At 50.0% G+C, this 21,623-nt stretch carries 19 protein-coding genes; 18 read left to right on the plus strand and 1 reads right to left on the minus strand.

Going from position 1 to position 21,623, the window contains the following annotated elements; translation table 11 throughout:
- Positions 1–3: 3 nt before the first annotated feature.
- Genes K0036_RS01915 through asrC form a run of 4 tightly spaced genes read left to right on the plus strand, consistent with a single transcriptional unit; the run spans position 4 to position 3,595 of the window.
- Positions 4–768 (plus strand): formate/nitrite transporter family protein, encoded by a 765-nt coding sequence (locus K0036_RS01915; protein WP_220430595.1) that lies wholly within the window; start codon positions 4–6, stop codon positions 766–768.
- 28 nt (positions 769–796) lie between these two features.
- Positions 797–1,810, plus strand: coding sequence for an anaerobic sulfite reductase subunit AsrA (gene asrA, locus K0036_RS01920; RefSeq protein WP_220430596.1), 1,014 nt, complete (start codon positions 797–799; stop codon positions 1,808–1,810).
- The gene (asrB, locus tag K0036_RS01925; protein WP_220430597.1) at positions 1,807–2,616 is read left to right on the plus strand and encodes an anaerobic sulfite reductase subunit AsrB; all 810 of its coding nucleotides are present in this window, start codon (positions 1,807–1,809) and stop codon (positions 2,614–2,616) included. The genes asrA and asrB overlap by 4 nt, the downstream gene beginning before the upstream one ends.
- Positions 2,617–2,632: 16 nt before the next feature.
- Positions 2,633–3,595: a sulfite reductase subunit C gene (gene asrC, locus K0036_RS01930; RefSeq protein WP_220430598.1), complete on the plus strand. Its 963-nt coding sequence runs from the start codon at positions 2,633–2,635 to the stop codon at positions 3,593–3,595.
- A gap of 19 nt (positions 3,596–3,614) precedes the next feature.
- On the opposite strand, the gene K0036_RS01935 is transcribed toward asrC, so the two are convergent.
- Complete coding sequence (locus tag K0036_RS01935) at positions 3,615–4,679, minus strand: GntR family transcriptional regulator (protein ID WP_220430599.1); 1,065 nt, start codon at positions 4,677–4,679, stop codon at positions 3,615–3,617.
- A 260-nt stretch (positions 4,680–4,939) separates the two neighbouring features.
- On the opposite strand from K0036_RS01935, the gene K0036_RS01940 reads away from it, so the two are divergent.
- From K0036_RS01940 to K0036_RS02005, 14 genes are all read left to right on the plus strand, one after another.
- A complete protein-coding gene (locus K0036_RS01940; protein ID WP_220430600.1) occupies positions 4,940–5,983 on the plus strand; it encodes a zinc-dependent alcohol dehydrogenase in 1,044 nt (347 codons plus the stop codon).
- Positions 5,984–6,000: 17 nt separating this feature from the next.
- Positions 6,001–6,738, plus strand: coding sequence for a YczE/YyaS/YitT family protein (locus K0036_RS01945; RefSeq protein WP_220430601.1), 738 nt, complete (start codon positions 6,001–6,003; stop codon positions 6,736–6,738).
- A gap of 66 nt (positions 6,739–6,804) precedes the next feature.
- Positions 6,805–8,736 (plus strand): FAD-dependent oxidoreductase, encoded by a 1,932-nt coding sequence (locus K0036_RS01950; RefSeq protein WP_220430602.1) that lies wholly within the window; start codon positions 6,805–6,807, stop codon positions 8,734–8,736.
- Positions 8,737–9,020: 284 nt separating this feature from the next.
- Positions 9,021–10,037 (plus strand): autoinducer 2 ABC transporter substrate-binding protein, encoded by a 1,017-nt coding sequence (locus K0036_RS01955; protein WP_220430603.1) that lies wholly within the window; start codon positions 9,021–9,023, stop codon positions 10,035–10,037.
- A gap of 80 nt (positions 10,038–10,117) precedes the next feature.
- On the plus strand, positions 10,118–11,605 hold the full coding sequence (locus K0036_RS01960) for a sugar ABC transporter ATP-binding protein (RefSeq protein ID WP_220430604.1): 1,488 nt from the start codon (positions 10,118–10,120) through the stop codon (positions 11,603–11,605).
- Positions 11,598–12,560, plus strand: a complete 963-nt coding sequence (locus K0036_RS01965; RefSeq protein WP_025645718.1) for an ABC transporter permease — start codon at positions 11,598–11,600, stop codon at positions 12,558–12,560. The genes K0036_RS01960 and K0036_RS01965 overlap by 8 nt, the downstream gene beginning before the upstream one ends.
- Before the next feature lie 4 nt (positions 12,561–12,564).
- Positions 12,565–13,542 carry an ABC transporter permease gene (locus K0036_RS01970; RefSeq protein ID WP_025645716.1) on the plus strand — a complete coding sequence of 326 codons (978 nt, stop codon included), beginning with the start codon at positions 12,565–12,567 and terminating at the stop codon, positions 13,540–13,542.
- Between the two features lie 2 nt (positions 13,543–13,544).
- Entirely contained in the window at positions 13,545–14,972 is a 1,428-nt protein-coding gene (locus K0036_RS01975; protein WP_220430605.1) for a rhamnulokinase, read from the plus strand.
- A gap of 26 nt (positions 14,973–14,998) precedes the next feature.
- Positions 14,999–15,640, plus strand: a complete 642-nt coding sequence (locus K0036_RS01980; protein ID WP_025645712.1) for a class II aldolase/adducin family protein — start codon at positions 14,999–15,001, stop codon at positions 15,638–15,640.
- 44 nt (positions 15,641–15,684) lie between these two features.
- Positions 15,685–16,578: a DeoR/GlpR family DNA-binding transcription regulator gene (locus tag K0036_RS01985; protein ID WP_220430606.1), complete on the plus strand. Its 894-nt coding sequence runs from the start codon at positions 15,685–15,687 to the stop codon at positions 16,576–16,578.
- Between the two features lie 80 nt (positions 16,579–16,658).
- Positions 16,659–16,937 carry a sporulation transcriptional regulator SpoIIID gene (spoIIID, locus tag K0036_RS01990; protein WP_220430607.1) on the plus strand — a complete coding sequence of 93 codons (279 nt, stop codon included), beginning with the start codon at positions 16,659–16,661 and terminating at the stop codon, positions 16,935–16,937.
- 155 nt (positions 16,938–17,092) lie between these two features.
- Positions 17,093–18,334, plus strand: a complete 1,242-nt coding sequence (locus K0036_RS01995; RefSeq protein WP_259283370.1) for an ABC transporter substrate-binding protein — start codon at positions 17,093–17,095, stop codon at positions 18,332–18,334.
- On the plus strand, positions 18,331–20,073 hold the full coding sequence (locus tag K0036_RS02000; RefSeq protein ID WP_173694206.1) for a sensor histidine kinase: 1,743 nt from the start codon (positions 18,331–18,333) through the stop codon (positions 20,071–20,073). The genes K0036_RS01995 and K0036_RS02000 overlap by 4 nt, the downstream gene beginning before the upstream one ends.
- Positions 20,070–21,593, plus strand: coding sequence for a response regulator transcription factor (locus K0036_RS02005; protein WP_025645702.1), 1,524 nt, complete (start codon positions 20,070–20,072; stop codon positions 21,591–21,593). Before K0036_RS02000 ends, K0036_RS02005 begins: the two co-directional genes overlap by 4 nt.
- Positions 21,594–21,623: the final 30 nt, after the last annotated feature.

The following is a 21,623-nucleotide window of genomic DNA, read 5'->3' on the forward strand; positions in this document are numbered from 1 at the left end:
GAAATGTACATGGAAGAATTTATGGCAGCGGCCAATGCTGCAAAGGCAAAGTCCACATTGCTTAAGGAAAATGGAGCAGGCTACATGGCTTCGGCCATGCTGGCAGGCGCGTACATCGGATTTGGCATCCTGCTGATCTTTACCATCGGAGGCCTGCTGAATGGCCAGCCCTATGCAAAGATCGTGATGGGACTGTCATTTGGCATTGCCTTAAGCCTGGTGGTAATTGCGGGGGCGGAACTATTTACCGGAAATAACCTGGTTATGGCGGCCGGCATTTTCAAAGGCACGGTGACGGCCGGACAGGCGGCAAAACTATGGATCGTCTGCTACATCGGCAACTGGATTGGCTCGATTATCCTGGCGGCGCTGTTTTACTTCGGCGGGTTCGCAACGGGAGATGTCGGAGCGTTTATCGCGAATGCGGCGGCCGCGAAGATGAGCGTGCCTTTGGCTGCGCTGTTCATCAGAGGGATGCTGTGCAACATTCTGGTCTGTCTTGCGACCTGGTGCGGTTTTCGGAGCAAGTCTGACAGCGGCAAGCTGATCATGGTGTTCTGGTGCCTGTTCGCATTTATTACTACGGGGTTCGAGCATAGCGTTGCGAATATGACGCTGCTTACAATCGCCTTGTTTGCCCCGGGAACGGCAGCAATCAGCATAACGGGATATTTCTATAACATTATCGTGGTTACTTTGGGAAATATGGCTGGGGGAATCCTCTGCGTGGCTTTGCCATACTATCTCATTTCCAGGAAAGATAAATAAAATAGACAAGAAGAAAGAAGGGAAGAACATGGGTTTTCTTATGAACCGGCAGAACTTTGATTCTGTCATGGAAGTCTGGAAAAAAGATTATATGATCTTTGCTCCCAGACTGTATGAAGGAGGAGGCTGCTTTTCCGATACGGACTGTATACGGTATGGGGAAGTCGAATCTGTAGACGAGATTGTCTTTGACAAAAAGTCTCAGTATTCTTTTAAGGAAGCATTGCTTCCGGCCTGCCAGACGCTGTTTTATTTTACGGAAGAGGCGGTCAAGGAGGCGGACGCGCCAAAGAAAGGAGCGATCATCTTCCTTAGAAGCTGCGATCTGCATGCGGTGAAGCGTCTGGATGACATGTATCTTGAAAATGGCCCGGAAGACTTTTACTACAAGAGAGTCCGGGATAAGATCCGCTTTGTCCTTATAGGATGTAAGGCATCCTTTGAAAATTGCTTCTGCGTGGATATGGGGACAAACAAATCTGACAACTATGACCTGGGAATTGATGTCAGGGAAGACATGCTTTTTATAGACTGCAAGAAGGAAGAATGGGAAGTTCTATTTAAGGAGGCTGCTGATAAGGAAAAAGATGTGGAAGTGCCATTCGTATCTGAGAATCAGACGCATGTACATATTCCGGAGAATTTGAGCATTGACGTGGCTAAGAGCAGCATGTGGGAAGAGTATAATGGCCGCTGTATCAACTGCGGCCGCTGCAACTTCGTCTGTCCGACATGTACCTGCTTCACGATGCAGGACCTGTTCTATACCGAGAACGGACGGGTAGGCGAGCGCCGACGTGTATGGGCCTCCTGCATGGTAGACGGCTATACGGATGTAGCAGGCGGCGGAAGCTACCGTAAGAAGAATGGAGAGCGGATGCGGTTCAAAGTACTGCACAAAGTGCTGGATTATAAGCAGAGAAATGGCTATCATATGTGCGTCGGATGCGGCCGCTGCGACGACGTATGTCCGGAGTATATATCTTTCTCCAACTGTATCAATAAATTGGAGCAGGCGATGAAGGAGGTGTCAGAATCATGATAAAGAATGAATATGTACCGTTCCTGTCCGAGATTACGGAAGTTATCCGCCATACAGACATTGAATATACATTCCGCATGACTTACGATGGCGACGTAAAGCCGGGGCAGTTTTTTGAAGTGTCCATTCCGAAGTATGGCGAGGCTCCGATCTCCGTAAGCGGGATCGGGGACGGGACTGTGGATCTGACGATCCGCAGGGTAGGAAAAGTGACCGATGAAGTGTTCGAACGCTATGTGGGGGATAAGCTTTTCCTGCGCGGCCCTTATGGTAATGGATTTGACATAGAACTTTATAAAGGCAAGGAACTCGTCATCATAGCCGGAGGAACCGGCTTGTCCCCAGTGCGCGGCGTGGCAGACTACTTTGCGTCCAATCCGGATATGTGCAGAAGCCTCACGCTGATCGTGGGATTCAAGTCTCCCAAAGACATGCTGTTCCATGAGGATCTGAAGCGTTGGAAGGAAAAGATCAACCTGATTTTGACGGTGGATGCGGCAAATGGCGTGACGGAAGAAGATGGCCTTGCGATCCGCGAGGGACTGGTTACGGAATACATCCCGGGCCTCCATTTTGAGAATATAGCGGATGCGGCGGCAATCGTAGTAGGACCTCCGGCAATGATGCGGTTTTCTGTGATGGGACTTAAGAAGATCGGGTTTGCGGATGAAAATATCTGGATTTCACAAGAGCGTAAGATGTGCTGCGGCCTGGGAAAATGCGGCCACTGCAAGATCGGCGACGTATATGTATGCCTGGACGGCCCGGTATTTAACTATACCAAAGGCCGCACGCTGCTGGATTAGGGAGGTGAAAAAGAATATGGATATCAATACAAAGAAATTAAAGAAAAATGCGTTCCGTGTCACAAAGGTCCGGGGAATCACCGCTTCCCGCGTCCGCGTGCCGGGAGGGCATCTGAAGGCGGAATATCTGGGGAAGATTCAGGAGATTGCCGAAGAATATGGAAATGGAACCGTACATATTACCAGCCGCCAGGGGTTCGAGATTCTGGGGATTCCTTTTGAGAAGATGCCGGAAGTAAACGAAAAACTTCAGACATTAATTGACGGGCTGGATATCAACCAGGATGAGCCGGGATGCGGATATCCGGCATCTGGGACACGTAACGTGACAGCCTGCGTGGGCAACCGGGTATGCCCTTATGCGTGCTACGATACGACCGCATTTGCGCAGCGCATTGAGAAGGCGATATTCCCCAATGACCTGCATTTTAAGATCGCGCTTACCGGATGCCCCAATGACTGCGCCAAGGTGCGCATGCATGACTTTGGCATCATGGGTATGACGGAGCCCCAGTTTGAGCCGGAACGTTGCGTAAACTGCGGCGCCTGTGTCAGATATTGTACGAGAAAGTCGGTAGGAGCCTTAAAGACTGTGAACTTCCGTCCCCAGAGAAACGAGGAGAAGTGTATCGGCTGCGGCGAGTGCGTATTGAATTGCCCGGATATGGCATGGACCAGAAGCAGGGAAAAGTATTACCGCCTGACGCTCCTGGGCCGCACGGGCAAGAAGAATCCGAGGATGGGCGAGGACTTTATCAAATGGGCGGATGAGGACAGCATCATTAAGATCATCCTGAATACATACAAGTATGTAGAAAAATATATTGATCCCAATGCTCCGGGCGGAAAGGAACATATCGGATATATCGTGGACCGGACTGGCGTGGAAGAATTCCTGAAATGGGCGCTTGACGGCGTAAAACTTCCGGAAAAGGCAGAAGTGTATACGCCGCTGTACTGGAAAGGCGTCAAATATTAGAAAGACAGATTATTTGTTTTTAAATATTCCGAACGATCAGCTTGGGGTTAAAGTCAAAGGAGACATCCAGCGAGGGATCTTTTATTTTCTCCAGAAGCCTCATGGCGGCATATTCGCCAAACTGCTCCTTGGGATGTGCGATGGATGTAAACTTCTGCTCTTCCGAGATTTCGGAATTATCAAAGCCGCAGATGACAATGTCCCCAGGATACTCGCTGTGGGATTGCAGGTACTTTCTCAAAGAATGGGCAAGGCGGTCATCGTGGCAGATGATGGCAGAGCAGGAAGTAAGTGCTTTTCCAATCTTGGGATCTAATGGATCGGAAAATACGTCCGGAAGATTCTCGCTGGCAAACCAGAAGATATTCTGGTCTATAATGGGCAGGCAGGCCTTCTGATAAGCCTTTACGTAGCCCAGATACCTGCTGGTCCCCGTCTGTTCATCCGACTTGCAGAAAATGGCTGTATCGCGGTGGCCGTTTTCCAGCAGGAATTCGGCGAGTTTCATGGATCCGGCCTCATCTCCCATGGTTATGGAAGAGAGAGGAAGCGTAGGAAGCTTCGCATGGATCAAGACGGCAGGCTTGGTGTGGGCGATTTTCTGGTAGAGGTCATAGTTTAATTGCGGAAGGGCGGACTTGGTAGGCTCGATGATCAGGCCGGCAAAGTCGCCCTCAAGGAAATTCTTCAGGGCATTATACTCCTGAGAGATGCAGTTGTTGGTAAACTGTATGACAGAAGTATACCCCTCTTTATTCAATACGCTGTTAATTCCCTTTACGATGGAGGGAAAGATGTAACTGTCAATATCATTCATAAGAATGCCAATGCGCCTGGAATCCCTGCCAACGGGAGAAGGAGCTGGCTTAAGGGAAGTGCGCACGTAAGTGCCGCTTCCTTTTATCTTGCGCAGGAGCGACTCTTTTTCCAGGACAGAGATGGCCTTGCGGACCGTATCCCTGCTTACGCCGAATTGCGCCGCCAGTTCGATCTCTGTGGGAATCCGGTCTCCGTCCTTATATGTCCCTGATTTAATCTGTTCTTTCAGCCATGCCGCCAAGTGCGTATATTTGAAACGCATCATAAGTATACCTCCAAACATTTTCTGTTTAATCTATCTGTTATCATACAACAATTTCCCGATAAAAACAATTGCCAATTCTATAATTTGTATGTATATAGTCAATAAAAAACATACAAATTAAATGTTTAAACTAGACAAATATTGATTTTATCATACATAAAATACGACAAATATATTGAAAATACAAAATTTGTATGATAGAATGACGACAACATCAAATGATAAACAATTAACGAGCATTGAAAGGAGACAATTAAGAAATGGAAGAAATGATGAATGCGATTGTGTTTTCAGGAGTTGGGGAGACTACCTATACGAAGGTTCCAAAACCGAAAATACAGGGACCAAATGACGTGCTGATGAAGATCGAGGCTGCCAGCATCTGCGGGACGGATGTACATATACTGTCAACGCCGCCATCCTATCCGGCGAACCAGGGGATCGTGCAAGGCCATGAATTTGTCGGGCGCGTGGAGGAAGTAGGCAGCGCGGTGACGACTATAAAGCCCGGAGACAGGGTGGTGCTGGATCCGAATGTGTTCTGCGGGGAGTGCTACCAGTGCAAGAAGGGGAACTTTAACATGTGCGAGAATGTGTATGTCCTTGGGATTACAGACAATGGGGGATTCGGGGAATATGCGGTGGCTCCCTGCAAGATGTGCGTGAAGATATCCCAGGAACTTCCGGCAGAGACGGCGATATTCGCGGAACCGCTCACCTGCGTTGTCAGCGCGGTCAATAAGATCAGGCTGCTGCCGGGAGAAAGCGTGCTGGTGTTAGGGGCAGGCCCGATCGGATTATATTTTACGATGCTTCTGAAAGCCAATGGCGCCGGAAAGATCATCGTATCCGAGCCAAATCCAAAGAGAGGGGAATACGCGCTTAAGGCAGGCGCAGACAGAGTCATCAATCCGCAGGAAGTAGATCTGGTGGAAGAGATCCTGAAAGAGACGGATGGACATGGAATCGATGTAGTAGCCGAGGCTGTAGGAACGCTGATCCAGGAAGCCGTGGACTGCGTGCGTCCAAAAGGAAGGATCGTGCTCTTTGGCATGGATAGTTCTAAGAAGCCCGAGGTAGACCAGTTCAAGATCGTAAGAAACGAGATAGAGATCTATGGAAGCTTTATCGGGCTGAATACCCTTCCAGCAACCGTGGAACTCATGGAAAGCGGATTGATCGACTTGCAGCAGCTGATTACCCACCGTCTGGCGCTTAAAGACTTTGACATTGGACTAAAGGCCATGAGAGACGGCAGCGCTTTGGAGGTAATCTTATATCCGGACTGGGATGAGAAGAAATAGACAGGGAGGAAGAGAGTATGAGCGACACAATTACATTTGCGTCAGATGCCAGCAAAAGGAGTGTGAAAAACTGGGCAGCCAGGCTGGTCCTTCTGATCATTGGGCTGTTTATCGCACATTTTGGCGTAGTCCTCTTTGTGCTTGCCGAGATGGGAACAGACACCTTTACCATCTTCGTCCAGGGCGTATCGAATGTTGCGGGGTTGTCCATTGGGACCTGCCAGGTGATCATCCTGACGGTAATGATGGTGCTGATGGCGTTATTTACCAAGGGCTATGTAAAGCCGGGAACGCTGATCTGCGCATTTTGCGGTGGATGGCAGATCGATCTGTACATGTGGCTTCTGGATGGCAAGCTAAGCGCCCAGTCGCCGATGGCAATACGGATTGGGGCCATGGTAGTCGGCTGCGTCATCATCGCGCTGGGAAAAGCAGTGGTGATCATGACCGATGCGGGAAGCGGCCCCAATGACCTGTTCTCATTGATCGTATCGGACGCGATCAATAAGCGCAAGAAGATAGAGTTCCGCTGGATCCGGATCGTGACGGATATTATGTTTACAGTCGTGGGATTCCTTCTGGGCGGAGTGCTGGGCATCGGAACGCTGGTAACGGCATTCCTTACAGGACCGATTGTCCAGGTATTCCTTGCGCCATGCAGGAAGTTGACGAATGCGGTATTGGCGAAGGTAGAGGGGAAGACCGTCGATGAGATGCTAAGCCAGGATCGGGCGGAGCGGGAAGCCAGGGCGTAATAAGAAAATAGTGCAAATAGAATCAAATACTTTTCAATTATGATAGGATATAGGAGGAAGATACATATGGCAGCATTAAAAATGATGGCAACACCAATCAAGTTCGGACCGGTAGAAATTAAGAACCGATTCATCGTGTCCCCGATGGTTATGAACTGTTGCAACGAAGATGGTACGGCAACTGAAAAATATATTGCGTACCATGAGGAAAAGGCAAAAGGGGGCTGGGGATTGATCGTAACGGAGGATTATGCGGTGGATCCTTCCGGAAGGACCTATCAGTATCTGCCGGGCCTGTGGGCTGATTACCAGATTGCGTCCCACAAGGAACTGACGGAGCGCGTGCATGCGGCAGGAGCCAAGATCTATGCGCAGATATTCCACGGCGGACGCCAGACAGAAGAATGGATCATAGGACAGCAGGTGTGGGCGCCGTCCGCAATCCCATGTCCGGTGAAGAAGGCATTGCCTCACGAGATGACGACGCAGGAAGTAGAAGAGATGGTGGAAAAGTTTGGCGATGCCGCGCTTCGAGCGAAGAAGGCCGGATTCGACGGCGTACAGATTCATGGAGGCCATGGCTATCTTGTCTGTGAATTTGCTTCTGCCTATTCAAATAAGAGAATCGATAAATATGGCGGCAATCTGGTAAACCGCATGCGCTTTCCTGTGGAGATCATCCAAAATATCCGTAAGAAGTGCGGAGAGGACTTTGGCATTGACTATAAGATCTCAGGTGAAGAATGCGCGCCGGGCGGAACCAATATTGAGGATACCAAGGCCATGGCGATCATGCTGGAAGAAGCGGGGATCCATTCGCTTAACGTGTCCGTCGGCGTCTATGAGACCTGGTATATGCAGGTGCCTCCGTCAGTGATGGGGCATGGCTGGATTGCGGATTATGCGGCGGAGATCAAAAAGGTGGTAGAGATTCCGGTGACCACGGTGGGGCGTGTCAATGATCCGCTGGTAGCGGAGGGAATCATCCGAAGCGGCAAGGCAGATGCATGCTATATGGGGCGCGCTTCCCTGGCAGATCCTCATATGCCGGAAAAAGCGCTCAGCGGTCGCTTTGAAGACATCATCCAGTGCATGGCATGCCTTCAGGGCTGTACGTCCAAGATAGACAGTGGCTGCCATGGACAGTGCACGCTGAATCCAAGGACGGTAAGAGAAGATGAAGTAAAGATTACCCCGGCGCAGGTAAAGAAGAACATCTTCGTGGCAGGAGGCGGCCCATCAGGAGCGGAAGCGGCCATCGTTCTGGCCAAGAGAGGCCACAAGGTAACCGTATTTGAAAAAGAAGACCGCTTAGGCGGCATGTACGGGACGGCTGCTGTTCCGCCGTGGAAAGGGGAGATCTCTTCCTTTGTCGTGTGGCAGAAGACCCAGCTGGAGAAGCTGGGAGTCGAAGTCCGCTATCAGACGGAACTGACAAAAGCGATCGTGGAAGAAGAAAAGCCGGACACGGTAGTCGTTGCGACGGGAAGCCATCCTTTCGTGCCGCCGTTCCCGGGAAAAGATCAGGAATTCGTAGTCAGCGCGGTTGACCTGCTAAGAGGCAAGATTCAGGCAGACGGCAATATCGCGGTTATCGGTGGAGGGCTTGTGGGAGGCGAGACGGCCAATTACCTTGCGACCCACGGCAATCAGGTTACGATCATCGAGATGCTTGCGCAGATCGTGGGGGAAGAGCCGGACAATATGAAACGCTTCCTGCTGCAGTCCTTTGAAGACAACCATGTGGATATCCACGCGGGGACGGCGGTACAGACCATCAACGAAGACCGGACAATTACGGTGAAGGCAGGAGAAGAAGAGAAGGTTCTCGGGCCATTCGATAAGATCGTAACTGCTGTGGGCATGCGCGCTAATCTGGAATTAAAAGGCACGCTGGAAGACATCGTAAAAGAAGTCGTGTATGTAGGAGACGCCCTGAAGCCGGGCAACGCGCTGAATGCCATCGAGGAAGGCTATATGGCGGCGCTGGATATATAAATGATACGTCCCAATTATTAAAACAAAAAATTATGGAAACAGGCATGTTGCGAAAGGCAGCATGCCTGTTTTGTTAAGAAAAATCAAGAGATTAACATTATTTAACAAATGGGCATGTTAAAACGAATGCTTTTTATTAAAAATGTGAAAAAATGTTAATGTATTACGTTAAAATTTGTTGACATATGTTAAAATATGTTGTATTCTGAGAACAGATAGCAACGGATATGTTAGCGCTAAAGATTCGATTGTTGTACATGCCAATTACAAAAGGAGGAAAAAGAATGAAAAAATTTATATCTGTGCTGATTGCCTTGACGATGCTGTTAAGCCTTGCGGCCTGCAGCAGCTCCGGAGAAGAGAAGTCAACGGATAAGGAAGCAAAGAAAAGTTCCGACAGCGACTATGAGATTGCGGTTGTCGTAAAGGTTGTCGGGATCGACTACTTTAGTGTATTTGAGGAGGGCGTGAAGAAATTTGCAGACGAGTTTGGCGTAAATGCGTATGTGACAGGCCCGTCTTCGGCAGATGCGGCGGAGCAGGTTAACATTATTGAGGATTTGATCAATTCAGGTGTTGATGCCATCTGCGTAGTGCCGAATGACGCAACCGTGCTGGAGAGCGTACTTCAGTCAGCACAAGATAAAGGTATTACCGTTGTCACAACCGAATCTCCGGATCAGGCTGGTGCAGATTGGGACGTAGAGATGATCATCAACGATATGTTCGCGGAACTGGTTGCCGAGGAAGCAGCTAAGAACTGTGGCGGATCCGGCCAGTATGCGCTCTATGTTGGAAGCCTTACTGTGCCGCTTCACAATGCGTGGGCAGACCATGTGGAAGAGTACCTTGCCGATAAGTATCCGGATATGAGTCTTTGCACGGACAGAATCGCATGTGGAGAAGATGCGGCCCTCGCCCGCGAGACGACACTGGACCTTCTGAAGACCTACAGCGATCTCAACTGCATTATTGGCTTTGGCTCCCAGGGACCGATCGGAGCGGCAGAGGCTCTGACGGAGGAAGATAAGATTGATGATGTAACAGTAGTTGGAAATATCATTCCAAGCGAAGGATCACAGTATCTTGAGAGTGGCGCGATCAAAGCAGGCTTCCTCTGGAATCCGGCTGATTCCGGATATGCTTCCTGCTACATAGCAAAGACGATTCTTGACAGGAAGAAGATCGACGATTCCTTCTCTATTCCGGACATGGGAGACATCGATCTGGATGGAACGAATCTGTGGATTGACAATCCGATTACGATCACGGCAGACAATTGGGAGAGTTTTGGATTCTAAGACAGAGACTGCACTTTCTAGAACTAAGGGAGTGGTTGCGGAACACCGCTTCCACTCCTTTTTGCAAAAAGAGGGATGACATGGAAAAAATAATTGAACTGAAAAAAGTGAACAAGCATTATGGAGGCGTTCATGCACTTAAGGACGTGGATTTCTCTCTGAATCAAGGGGAGATCCACTGCCTGATCGGCCAGAATGGATGCGGGAAGTCCACGATGATCAAAGTAATCTCCGGTGTCATTGGCGTAGATCCCGGCAGCGAGGTTATCCTGGACGGAAAGAAATCGACAGGCGGCCTGGCGCGGCAGGCGATGGCGGCAGGCGTGCGCGTGATATACCAGGACTTGAGCATCTTTCCAAACCTGACGGTGGCGGAAAATATCGCGTTTGACCAGCACGTGGACAGCGCTGTAAAAGGCGTGAACTGGTCCAGGATGTATAAGAAGGCGCAGGAAGTTCTGGACCGGATGAAGATTCAGCTGGATCTGGATGTGCTGGTGGAAGAACTGTCCATAGCGGACCGGCAGCTGGTGGCGATTGCCAGGGCGCTGGCGACCAATGCGAAACTGCTGATCATGGATGAGCCGACTTCATCCTTGACGCGTAAAGAAGTGAATGTGCTCTTTACGATTATCAAAAGCCTTCAGGCTAAGGGGCTGACGATTCTGTTTGTCAGCCACAAGCTGGACGAGATTATCGAGATTGCCGAGCGGATCACGGTCATGCGCGACGGATGCATCATATCTACATTCGAGAACACAGACGTGAAGGAAGAAAAACTTGCGCAGCTGATCAGCGGGCAGCAGATTACGTATCAGCAGAAATTTACAAAGCATGAGGAAGAGACGGTACTGGAGGTAGAGCGCTTAAGCCGCGCAAGACAGTATGAGGATGTCTCGTTCTCAGTCAAGAAGGGCGAGATTGTTGGGATCATCGGACTTCTGGGAGCCGGAAGAACGGAACTTGCCAGTTCCATCTTCGGGATGAATCCGCCGGATTCCGGAAGGATTCTCCTGCATGGCAAGGAAGTGAAGTTTAAGAGCAACCGCGACGCGATCGCAAGCAGGATCGCATACGTCCCGGAGGATCGTCTTCTCCAGGGGCTTGTGCTGAACCAGAGCGTTGAGAATAATACGATTATTTCAATTATACAGAAACTGAAAAATAAGATAGGGATTCTGGACAAGAAAAAATGCACCTCTATCACTCAAAACTGGATTGATGAGCTACATATCAAGAGCGCGAAGCCGGAGATTAACGCGTCAGCCATGTCCGGCGGAAACCAGCAGAAGATCGTAATCTCCAAGTGGCTGTCTACAGAGCCGGAGGTTCTGATTCTTGATCAGCCCACGAACGGGATTGACATTGCTGCCAAAAACACGATATACGAGTTGATCCGGGATTTGTCGGCGAAAGGAATGAGTATCATCCTTATCTCTGACGAGGCGGCGGAAGTCTATTACAACTGCCCCCGCGCGCTTGTGATGCATAAGGGTAAGATCATAAAGGAATTGGATTGCAGCGCCATCACAGAGAGTGAATTTAGCCAGGAGGTGCTTGATGAATAATAAAGCAGTAAAAAAGATTTCAAAGAGTTATGAATTTATGGTGCTGTGCGTCATAGTCGTGCTGATTATCGGCCTGGCGGCGGCTACCAAGGGGAAATCTATTCAATTAGGAAATATTTTAGACTTAATGACAAACTACTCCGCCTACGGGGTGATTGCGGTGGGATGCCTGTTCGTGATCATCTCTGGAGGAATCGACATTTCCTTCATGGCGGTAGGCGCGGTGGCCCAGTACCTATCCGCGCTGTATATGATCCACAGAGGCGGCAACTTTGTGATGATCTATCTGATCGCCATCGTGACCGGCACCTTGTTAGGGTTTATCAACGCGGTACTGGTAAACAGGCTGAAGGCCCCTACGTTGATCATTACGATCGGAACGATGAACGTGATCTATGGCGTGATGATGAAGGTGACCAGCGGCGTCCGGCTGCATGGCTTCCCGGAGTGGTTCTCCAAGAAGGTGGAATCCTCTTTATTCGCGGTTTCCGTGGGAACGCTTGCGGCAGTCATGGTAATTGCCTGGTTTATTCTTAAAAAGACAAAAATGGGACGGAGAGTGTACGCCGTGGGCGGCAATATGGAGGCGGCAAAACGGTGCGGAATCAGCGTGCTGCAGGTGCACATGTTTGTGTATGGATTCGCGGGCGCGATGGCAGCCATCGGAGCGCTGATTAATTGTTATCTCTCCCAGCAGGCATCCATTGAGGCGCTTTATGGCAATGAGATGGATGTCCTGGCCATGGTAGTCCTGGGCGGGGTATCGCTCTCAGGAGGAAAAGGAAGCGTATCAGGCACGCTGCTTGGCATCATATTGGTGGCGCTTCTGAGTAACGGCATGATTCTTGTAGGCGTATCCAGCTACTGGAAGGATCTGGTCATCGGATCGGTCATCCTGATCAGTTTCTGCGTGACTGGCTGGAGAATGATATCGGCAAAGAGAAGGGAGGGATAGGACTATGAAAAAGTATGATGTAAAGTCTCTTGCGAAACGCGGCGGGGACAGCACGATGCTGATCGTCCTGATGGTGATTCTGGTCATCTTCTTCAGTGTCCTGAATCCATCCTTCCTATCTGCGAATTCCTTCTCATCCATCATGAAGCAGATTCCGGAGATAGGACTGTTCACGATGGCGATGATGCTGCCTATGCTGGTGGGAGGCATCGACCTGTCGATCATCGCATCCGCGAATCTGGCATCCATCCTCATGTCCATGTACATGAATGCCCATGCTGAAAAAGGGGAGACAGGCATAGCCCATGTTCTGGTGGCAATGCTGATCTGCATGCTGGTCTGCATGCTGGTAGGGCTGATCAATGGCGTGATCGTGGCAAAATTCCAGATTCCTGCCATGCTGGTGACCCTGGGCATGCAGATGGTGCTGACTGGAATCGCGCTCGGCATTACCAAGGGAGGAACCTTGTCCGGCTACCCGGATTCTTTCAAATTTATCGGAAACGGATATGTGCTTGAGATCATTCCGGTTCAGTTTATCATTTTTGTAATTGTATCCGCAGTGCTGATTGTAGTGATGCAGAAGACATCCTTTGGAATCCGGCTGCAGATGTATGGCTCCAACAAGGTGTCTGCCCAGTATTCCGGAATCAACGAGATGACACTTCTGATCAAGACGCATGTCGTGTCCGGCATATACGTCGGAATTGCGGCGATCGTCATGGCAGCGCGGCTTAATTCCGCGTCCGCGGGAGCAGCGGGAAATTACCTGATGCGAGCGATCCTGATCGCGGTGCTTGGCGGCGTGGATCCCAACGGAGGGAAAGGAAAAGTGTCCGGCATACTCTGGGCAGTCCTATTGTTCCAATGCATGGCCACAGGACTTAACATTTTACGTGTGAACTCCTATATCGTAATTGCGCTTTACGGCGTGATCCTCCTCTTCTCGGTAGCGGTCCGCACACGAAAGGAGTGTGCGTAGATATGGCAGAAAAATTGAATCTTCTGGCATTTGACTGTGGGAACAGCAGTATCCGGACGATCCTCTGCCATTTTGACGGAGGGAAGGTGGAAAGCGAGGTCATCCTCAAAGAGCCGAACCGGATTATTGAAAAAGACGGGCTGTTCTATTGGGATATGATGGAGATTTTCAATACCATGAAGCGGGGCGTGGCCTTGGCAGCGGAAAGAGGAAAGATTGACTCGGTGGGCGTCTGTACCTGGGGAATTGATTTCCTTTTGCTGGATGACAAGGAGCAGTTTGTCCAGGAGGCGCTTTGCTACCGGAATACTATCGGTGCCGGCCAGATGAGCGCCCAGACGGAGGAGGAGCAGCGGGAAATGTTCTACCGCACGGGAATCCTCTGTGATAAGATCAACAGCGTGTACATGCTAAAAGGCATGCAGAACTATATGCCGGGGGCGATGGAGCGGGCAAGGAAGATTCTTCTGGTGCCGGATATCTTCGTGTATCTGTTCACTGGGCGGATGATGAATGAACCCAGCGAGCTGTCCACCTCCCAGATGCTGGATGTGCGCACCTTAAAGATCAGTCAAGAACAGTGCAATTATGCGGGCGTGTCGCCAGAACTGTTCTGCGAGATCGGCGGGCATGGCAAATTTGTAGGGAATATCAAGAAAGAGATTCTTAAAGAACTGGGAATTTCCTACGACATTCCATTCGTGTGCGTGCCGTCCCATGATACGGCCAGCGCGGTGATGGCGATTCCGAGCCGGGAAGAGGACTATCTCTTCGTAAGTTCGGGAACATGGGCGCTGATCGGAGCGCAGTGCGCCGGACCGATCGTGAACGAGAAGGTATTGAATGCAAAACTGACCAACGAGATAGGCGCTTTTGGGCGAACCACTCTCCTTCGCAATTCCGCAGGCATGTTCCTTGTGCAGCGGCTGAAGGAAGAATATGAGGCAGAGACAAAAGTGCAGATGGACTGGGGAGCATTCACAGCCCTCGCGGATCAGTGGACAGGCAAGGTGAAGATATTCGATGTGAATGACGACCGCCTGTTCAACCCTAGGAAGATGGTGAGGGAGATTCAAAGCATGATCCATCCGGAAGCAGCAAACGGTACCCATGAGTGGCCGGAGATTCTGGCATCTACCTACATATCTCTGGGAGAGAGTTATGCCCAGGTGCTGGATACGGTGAGAGAATGCACCGGGGATTCATATGGCGAGGTATATATAGTAGGCGGAGGCTCTAAGAATGCGATGATCAACCAGCGCTGCGCCGACCGGATCCAGATGCCGGTGGTAGCCTGCGATATGGAATGCGCGTCCATTGGAAACGCAGTGGTACAGATTGCGTATTTCCATCCCGAGTATTCCTATGACCGGCTTCGGGAAATCGTCGTCTCATCCCTTAAAGTTAAGCGTTATGAGCCGGCAAAATAAGTAAATAAGAAAATGGAGGATTTAACATGGACTATAAAGAGTATTTGGTTGAGTGTGGAAAAAAGATGCTGCATTCAGGGCTGACAGTGGAGACCTGGGGCAATATCAGCGTGAGAAATCCGGAGAACGGACTATATTATTTGACCCCATCGGGCATGCCTTATGATATAATAAGGACGGAAGACATCGTCGTGATGAACAGGGATATGGAAATTGTAGAGGGAACCTGCAAGCCGACGATTGAATATGGAATGCATATAGGTATTATGAACGCAAGAGAAGATGTGAACGCGGTGATTCATACGCATCCTGTGGATTCTCAGGTGTTTGCCTGTCTGCACGAGGATATTCCTCCCGTCATAGATGAGGCAGCACAGCTTCTGGGGGGCACGGTGAAGTGTGCAAAATACGCGCTTCCGGGATCAGATGAACTGGCGGCGAACGTGATCGAAGCGCTGGGAGATGGCGCGGCATGCCTGATGGCAAATCACGGGGCTGTCTGCGTAGGAACTGACATGGATACGGCTTTCCGGGTGTGTACCGTGCTGGAAATGACGGCTAAGATCTATACCGCGGCCCGTACCATTGGAAAACCGGAACCGATTGCTGACGATAAAGTCGCATTTATGAAGGACTTTGTTGCGAATCACTACGGACAGGGGAAGTAGAGAGCCCGATCATACCTAATGTGCAGGGAAAAGGAGTATAATCTATGAAAGAAATGAAAGAATTGCCTTATACGAGGCAGAAGAGAATCCTGGAAAGACTGAACAAAAATGATTGCATGACAATCAATGAGCTGGCCAAGGATTTCAATGTCTCGCAGATGACAATCTACCGGGATATTCTTCAACTTGAAAAATCAGGCGATGCACTGCGGGTATATGGCGGCGTAAAGGCCGTGGATAAAAAAGAACAAGGCGGGGAGGAAGAAGCATTAAAGACATCCTCGATTCTTCGCCCATACTGCGATGTGACGATCGAAGAGCGATTTAACAAGCAGATCGATGAGAAGCGGGCAATTGCACGGGTGGCTGCCAGTTATGTAAAGGACGGGGATGTGATTGCCATCGACCCCAGCACCACGACCCTTCACATGTGCAGTTATCTGCAGAACCGGAAGATCATCGTGGTGACGACCAGCATCAGCGTAGCGCTGCAGTTCGCGTCTTCCAAGTCGGTGGATGTGATTCTGTGCGGCGGGATGCTGAGAAAGCGTTCGCTGGCTATCGTAGGAACCTTTCTGCCGGATGTGCTCGATCATCTTTCCATCAACAAGTGCTTTATCTCATCCCATGGATTTACCTATGAACAGGGCCTGACGGATGTGACGATGGAAGAAAGCGACGCCAAGCAGCAGCTCATCAGCCGGTCCAGCGAGTGTTTCGTGCTGATCGATCATACCAAGATCGGGAAATGTGGCCCGTTCGTGGTATGCAACATGGGAGACATTGATTCTATCATTACGGATGCCGGCGCGCAGAGATCCAAGGAAACCAAGATGATCATGGACCAGTGCGCGGATACCGGATGCAAGGTGATCTACGCGAAGAAGCGGGGAGCGGCGGAAGCGAGAGAGTCTAGGGAACCGGCGGCGGAAGAGTAGTGACGGAATGCAAAATCCTTGAATAAGCACCCGAGCCCCTGCATAGATTGTAAAAAACAAACTATGCAGGGGTTATTAATATGAAGGATTATATTGAGGAGAGGGCAGTAGAAATAGCATATTATATCATTGAGCACAAAGCCACTGTAAGGCAGACAGCCAAGGCGTTCGGCGTTAGCAAGTCTACCATACATAAGGATGTAACGGAACGCTTATTGAAGATCAATCCGTCTCTGGCCGCACAGGCGCGCAAGGTGTTGGACATGAATAAGTCAGAACGGCATATCCGCGGGGGCATGGCTACCAGAGAGAAGTATCTGCATCAGCATGGGCAGGATGCAGTCGGACCGAGTATCTGAGAAGGAGTGGGAGATTGCGCAAATCTCCTTCTTTTTTTCTGCCCTGCTATAAGCGCGGAGGAAGCAATGCCAGGAAAAAATTTGTCCGCAGGCGGCCAATATGTTAAAATGTAGGGACTACTATTAGTGATAGCAACACTACAGGAGGAAAAGCCTTGAGGGACAAGATAAGATTCCTGTCTGCGGCATTGGCGGCGATGCTGGCAGTATCCCTGGCGGCGGCCGGCATTGGCGGCTGTGGGAAGGAAGAAGAGATAAAGCGGAGTAAGAAGCAGCAGATAGAACTATGGTATTACTGGGATATGGCATACCAGCAGAAGGTGCTGGGGGATCTGATTGATGAATTCAATCATTCCCAGGATGAGATAGAGGTGACCACCAGATATATACCAGACGCGGATTTTAAAAAGGAACTTGCGCTTAGCATGTATGAGGGAACCATGCCGGATATTGCGCTGGTAGATTCGGCAGACTTCCAATTCTTCCAGCATACGCAGCCCTTTGCGGATCTGACGGATGAGATCGAAGGGCTTGCGGACTATCTGCCGGAGGCATTGGCGCCATGCGAGGAAGAAGGGCGGATCAAAGGGCTTCCATTTGGAGTGAACTGTGTCGCTTTATTCTATAATGAAGAAATGCTGGCAAAGCGCGGATTAAATCCGCCGGCTACGTGGCAGGAATTCTACGATACGGCAAAGGCGCTGACAGCAGATGGAGTCTATGGGTATGCCCAGCCGGCTCTGGAGAGTGAAGAGAGCATGTATTCGTTCCTTCCGGTGCTGTGGTCTATGGGCGGGGATGTGGACTGCCTGAATTCCCGTAAGAGTGCCTATGCGTTCCAACTGTTCCGGGATCTTACCGAAGATGGCGTCGTAAGCCGGCAGAGCATCAGCCTGACCCATAAGGACCTTGCCCAGCAGTTTGCTAAAGGCAATATCGCCATGATGATCGGCAATCCTATGCAGGTAGAGTATATCCGCAAGATCAATCCCGATCTTGCGTTTGATGTTACGGATATCCCGTCCATTTCCGATAAGGTGACGGTTCTCGGGGGAGAGATCTTCGGAGTGACGGACGGCAAAGGAAAGGACGCTGCAATTGAATTCCTGAACTACATAAGCGACAAGGACAGGATGGCAGGATATATGGATGATTTGGGCTATATGGCGGCCAGAAAGGATATTTTAGATGATCAGTTTCAGGAAGACGCGGTTCTGCATAAATTCATCGGAATGCTTTCCTACGCAAGAACCAGAGAATTTACCTATCAATGGCCAGATATTACGAGAACGGTAGTGTCTGCCCTTGAGCAGTCTATTATCGGCGAGGAAGATGAGCGCATCATATTAGAGGAAGCGGCGGATAGCATACAGAAGATCAGGGAGGGCGGCCAATGAGAAGAGAGATGACGCTTAGAAGACGCCTGCTGCCAATCTTCATACTGGCAACCGGAATCCCCATCGTCCTGTTTGCCCTGATATCCCAATACAGGCTGCGCAGCAGCCTGAACGAGAATATGCAGATGCAGATCGACAACAATCTGAACCGGGCGGACCAGAGCCTGGATATGATACTGGATAAGTACGATACGCTTTTGTACGACTTGTGCACGGATGATGAGATCATTGGAATCGTGGAAGATATCAATCAGAAGAAGGATACCCTGGAAGTAAACAGCAGCAGGATACGCCATGAATTAAGCCATATCTGTAACCGAAATGATGGAATAGAGGGAATTACTATTATTACAGAGGAAAATCAGGTCATCTTTTATGACCGGCTATCAGCCTCCTCCGTAAACAGCAGCTGGGCGGACAAGATAAGAGCGCCCGAGGTGGCAAAGGGAGCCTTGTACCGGGGGATGGGACAGCCCATAGAGTCGGGGAATGATAAGGTCTATATGTTCCAGATCATCCGGGAATTCGTAGACTACCGGGATATACATAAGTCCATAGGGACCGTGATTCTAAGCATCAATACGGATGTGCTGGAGCCGGTTCTGGATGCTGGGGAGAACGCCGGCATCTACCTCCTTCAGAAGGGGAAGATCATAGCAGCATACAAGGATGGAGAATTTGGAAAGAAACTGGATGCGGCAAAGGATGAGAAATTCCTCTACACCAGGAAGATGAACGAAATGAGTGGATTTACCATCTGCAATGCCCAGTCCCTAAGGCTATACCATCAGACTTTAAAAGAGCAGATCCTGTTTTGGATATTCATAGCAGTGGGCGCGATCCTACTACTGATGGCGCTGACATATTCTTTGACCAGGCCGTACCTTAAGGAGATCGACCAGATAGCGGAGGCCATGAGCGAGGCGGAGCGGGGAAATTTCCAGGCGCGGGTACCTGTTACCGAGAATATGACGGTGGAGGTGCGCAAGATCAGTTCGGGATTCAATGAAATGGTGGGCCATATCGACAGCCTGATCGAGCAGGTAAAGGCGGCGGTAGTGGAGCAGAAAAACGCGGAACTATCCGCACTGGAAGCCCAGATAGACCCGCATTTCCTTTATAATACGCTGGATACCATCAACTGGAAGGCCATTGAACTGGGAGAGTTCGAAATCAGCGAGATGCTAGGAGCATTAGCGGATATCTTAAGATATACGGTTAAGAATGCAGGGGCAGAGACTTCGATTGAACAGGAACTGCACTGGCTTGCAATGTACATCCTGCTTCAGAAGGCGAAGCTTGGAAGAGAACTCCAGGTAGAAGTAAAGGTGCCGGAAGAACTATATGGATACAGAATCCACAAGCTGCTTCTGCAGCCATTCGTAGAGAATGCGATCCGGCACGGCCTGAAGCAGAAAGAAGGCGAGCTGAAACTGGGGATTACCATGAGATCAGCAGGAGGCCAGATGCACATCATCGTAAAGGACAATGGCCGCGGAATTTCGGAAGATGTCTTACAGAGGCTTAATGACAGCAAAAATGAAGCAGATGCTATAGATTCCGGAGAGCATATGGGAATCATCAACGTGAGAAAGCGGCTGAACCTATATTATGGAGATCAGGCGGACCTATATTTTGAGAGCGCGCTGGGAAAGTACACGAAGGTGCATCTGTTTATCCCTGTAGTCAGCCCTCATAGGCAGGCAGACGCAGAAGGCAGAAAGGAGGAGGGCCAATGAGAATTGCGGTAATAGAAGATGAAGCGCCGATCCGGGAAGGCATGAGCAAGATCCTGAAGAAGATTAACGAGAATTATGAACTGGTAGGAAAGGCAGAGAACGGCAAAAAAGGACTGGAACTGATCCGCCAGGAGAAGCCGGACCTGGTAATCCTGGACATCCGCATGCCGGATATGGATGGGCTTACCATGCTCTCCATCGTGCGGGAGGAAGGCATAGAGTGCAAGGCCATCGTCCTGAGCGCCTATTCGGATTTTGCATATGCGCAGAGGGCCATTGAACTGGGAATCGAGAACTATCTGCTGAAGCCGATCAAGATCGCGGAACTGAAGAAGGCCCTGGAACAGGCAGAGGCGAATATTTCCAAAGAACAGAGCAAGGAGCAGCTGTTCAGCCTGGAATATATCTTTCTGAACGCCATAACAGGCCAGCTGGATGAAGACGGGAAACTGGCGGACATGATTACCGAACGGTATGGAATCCGTGGGGACGAGCAGATCGCCATATTTGGCATTGGATTAAGCGATAATTATGAACGATACCATGAGAGCGTCCGCCGGACGATGGAAGAAGTAGGCATTCACAGTAATGAATTCCATGTCTACGTTATCGAATTTCAGGAAAAGGGCGCGATCGTCGTCATCCTGTACCAGCTGGAAGACCAGGATAAAGTAAAAGAATACTTTAAAAAGACGGTGGTCCCGATGCTGGGAAGCCAGATATCGGGACGGCTCAGCTGCGTCTGGGGGAACTGCCAGGGACTCTTGAACGTAAGGGAAGCAGTTCTGGAAATGGATAGCGTGCTGGAGTGGAACCTTTTCTTTGACAGAGGGACGCTGATCAGCAAAAGGCTGATTGACGCGACCCAGACCTATCCGATCAAGTACCCTATTGACATCGAGGTGCAGACGAAGGAGGCGGTGGCGGATAGCGACCGAAAAGAGTTCTTAAGCTGCCTGCGCCGGTTCCGGGAATATTGCAGGGAGGGAGCGTGCACGCCCCAGGATATGAAAGAAGCATGCAGCCGCTATATGATGAGCCTGCTGCATATGGCAAAGGAATCAGGGAAACTAGAATCATCCGTGTCTATGCAGAATATGATTACGTCCATATCCGACGCGATATTCTGGCAGGATATCGAAGAGGCATTTCTTACATTTTTTGAAAATCTGTCCTTGAAAAACGTCGGGGAAGATGGCGTAAGCCTGCTGGTCCAGAAGGCCATACAGCATATACAGGAGTACTATAACCAGGGCATCACCCTGGAGGAAGTGGCCGCCAAGTTGCATGTGTCCGAAGAATACCTAAGCACCCAGTTTAAGAAGCAGACTGGCAGGACATTTACCGAGACGATCCGTAAATACCGCATTGAAAATGTGAAGGAACTGCTGCTGAAGTCTACGCTTAAGCTCAATCAGATCGCGGATATGGTTGGATATTCGGATCCCAAGTATATGAGCAAAGTGTTCAAGGATGAAGTGGGGATGCTTCCGGCAGAGTACCGGAAGAAGAACAGTTAAGGACAAAAACAGGCAAAAACCGGAAAAAAC

Source organism: [Clostridium] scindens, from assembly GCF_019597925.1.
Lineage (GTDB): Bacteria > Bacillota > Clostridia > Lachnospirales > Lachnospiraceae > Clostridium_AP.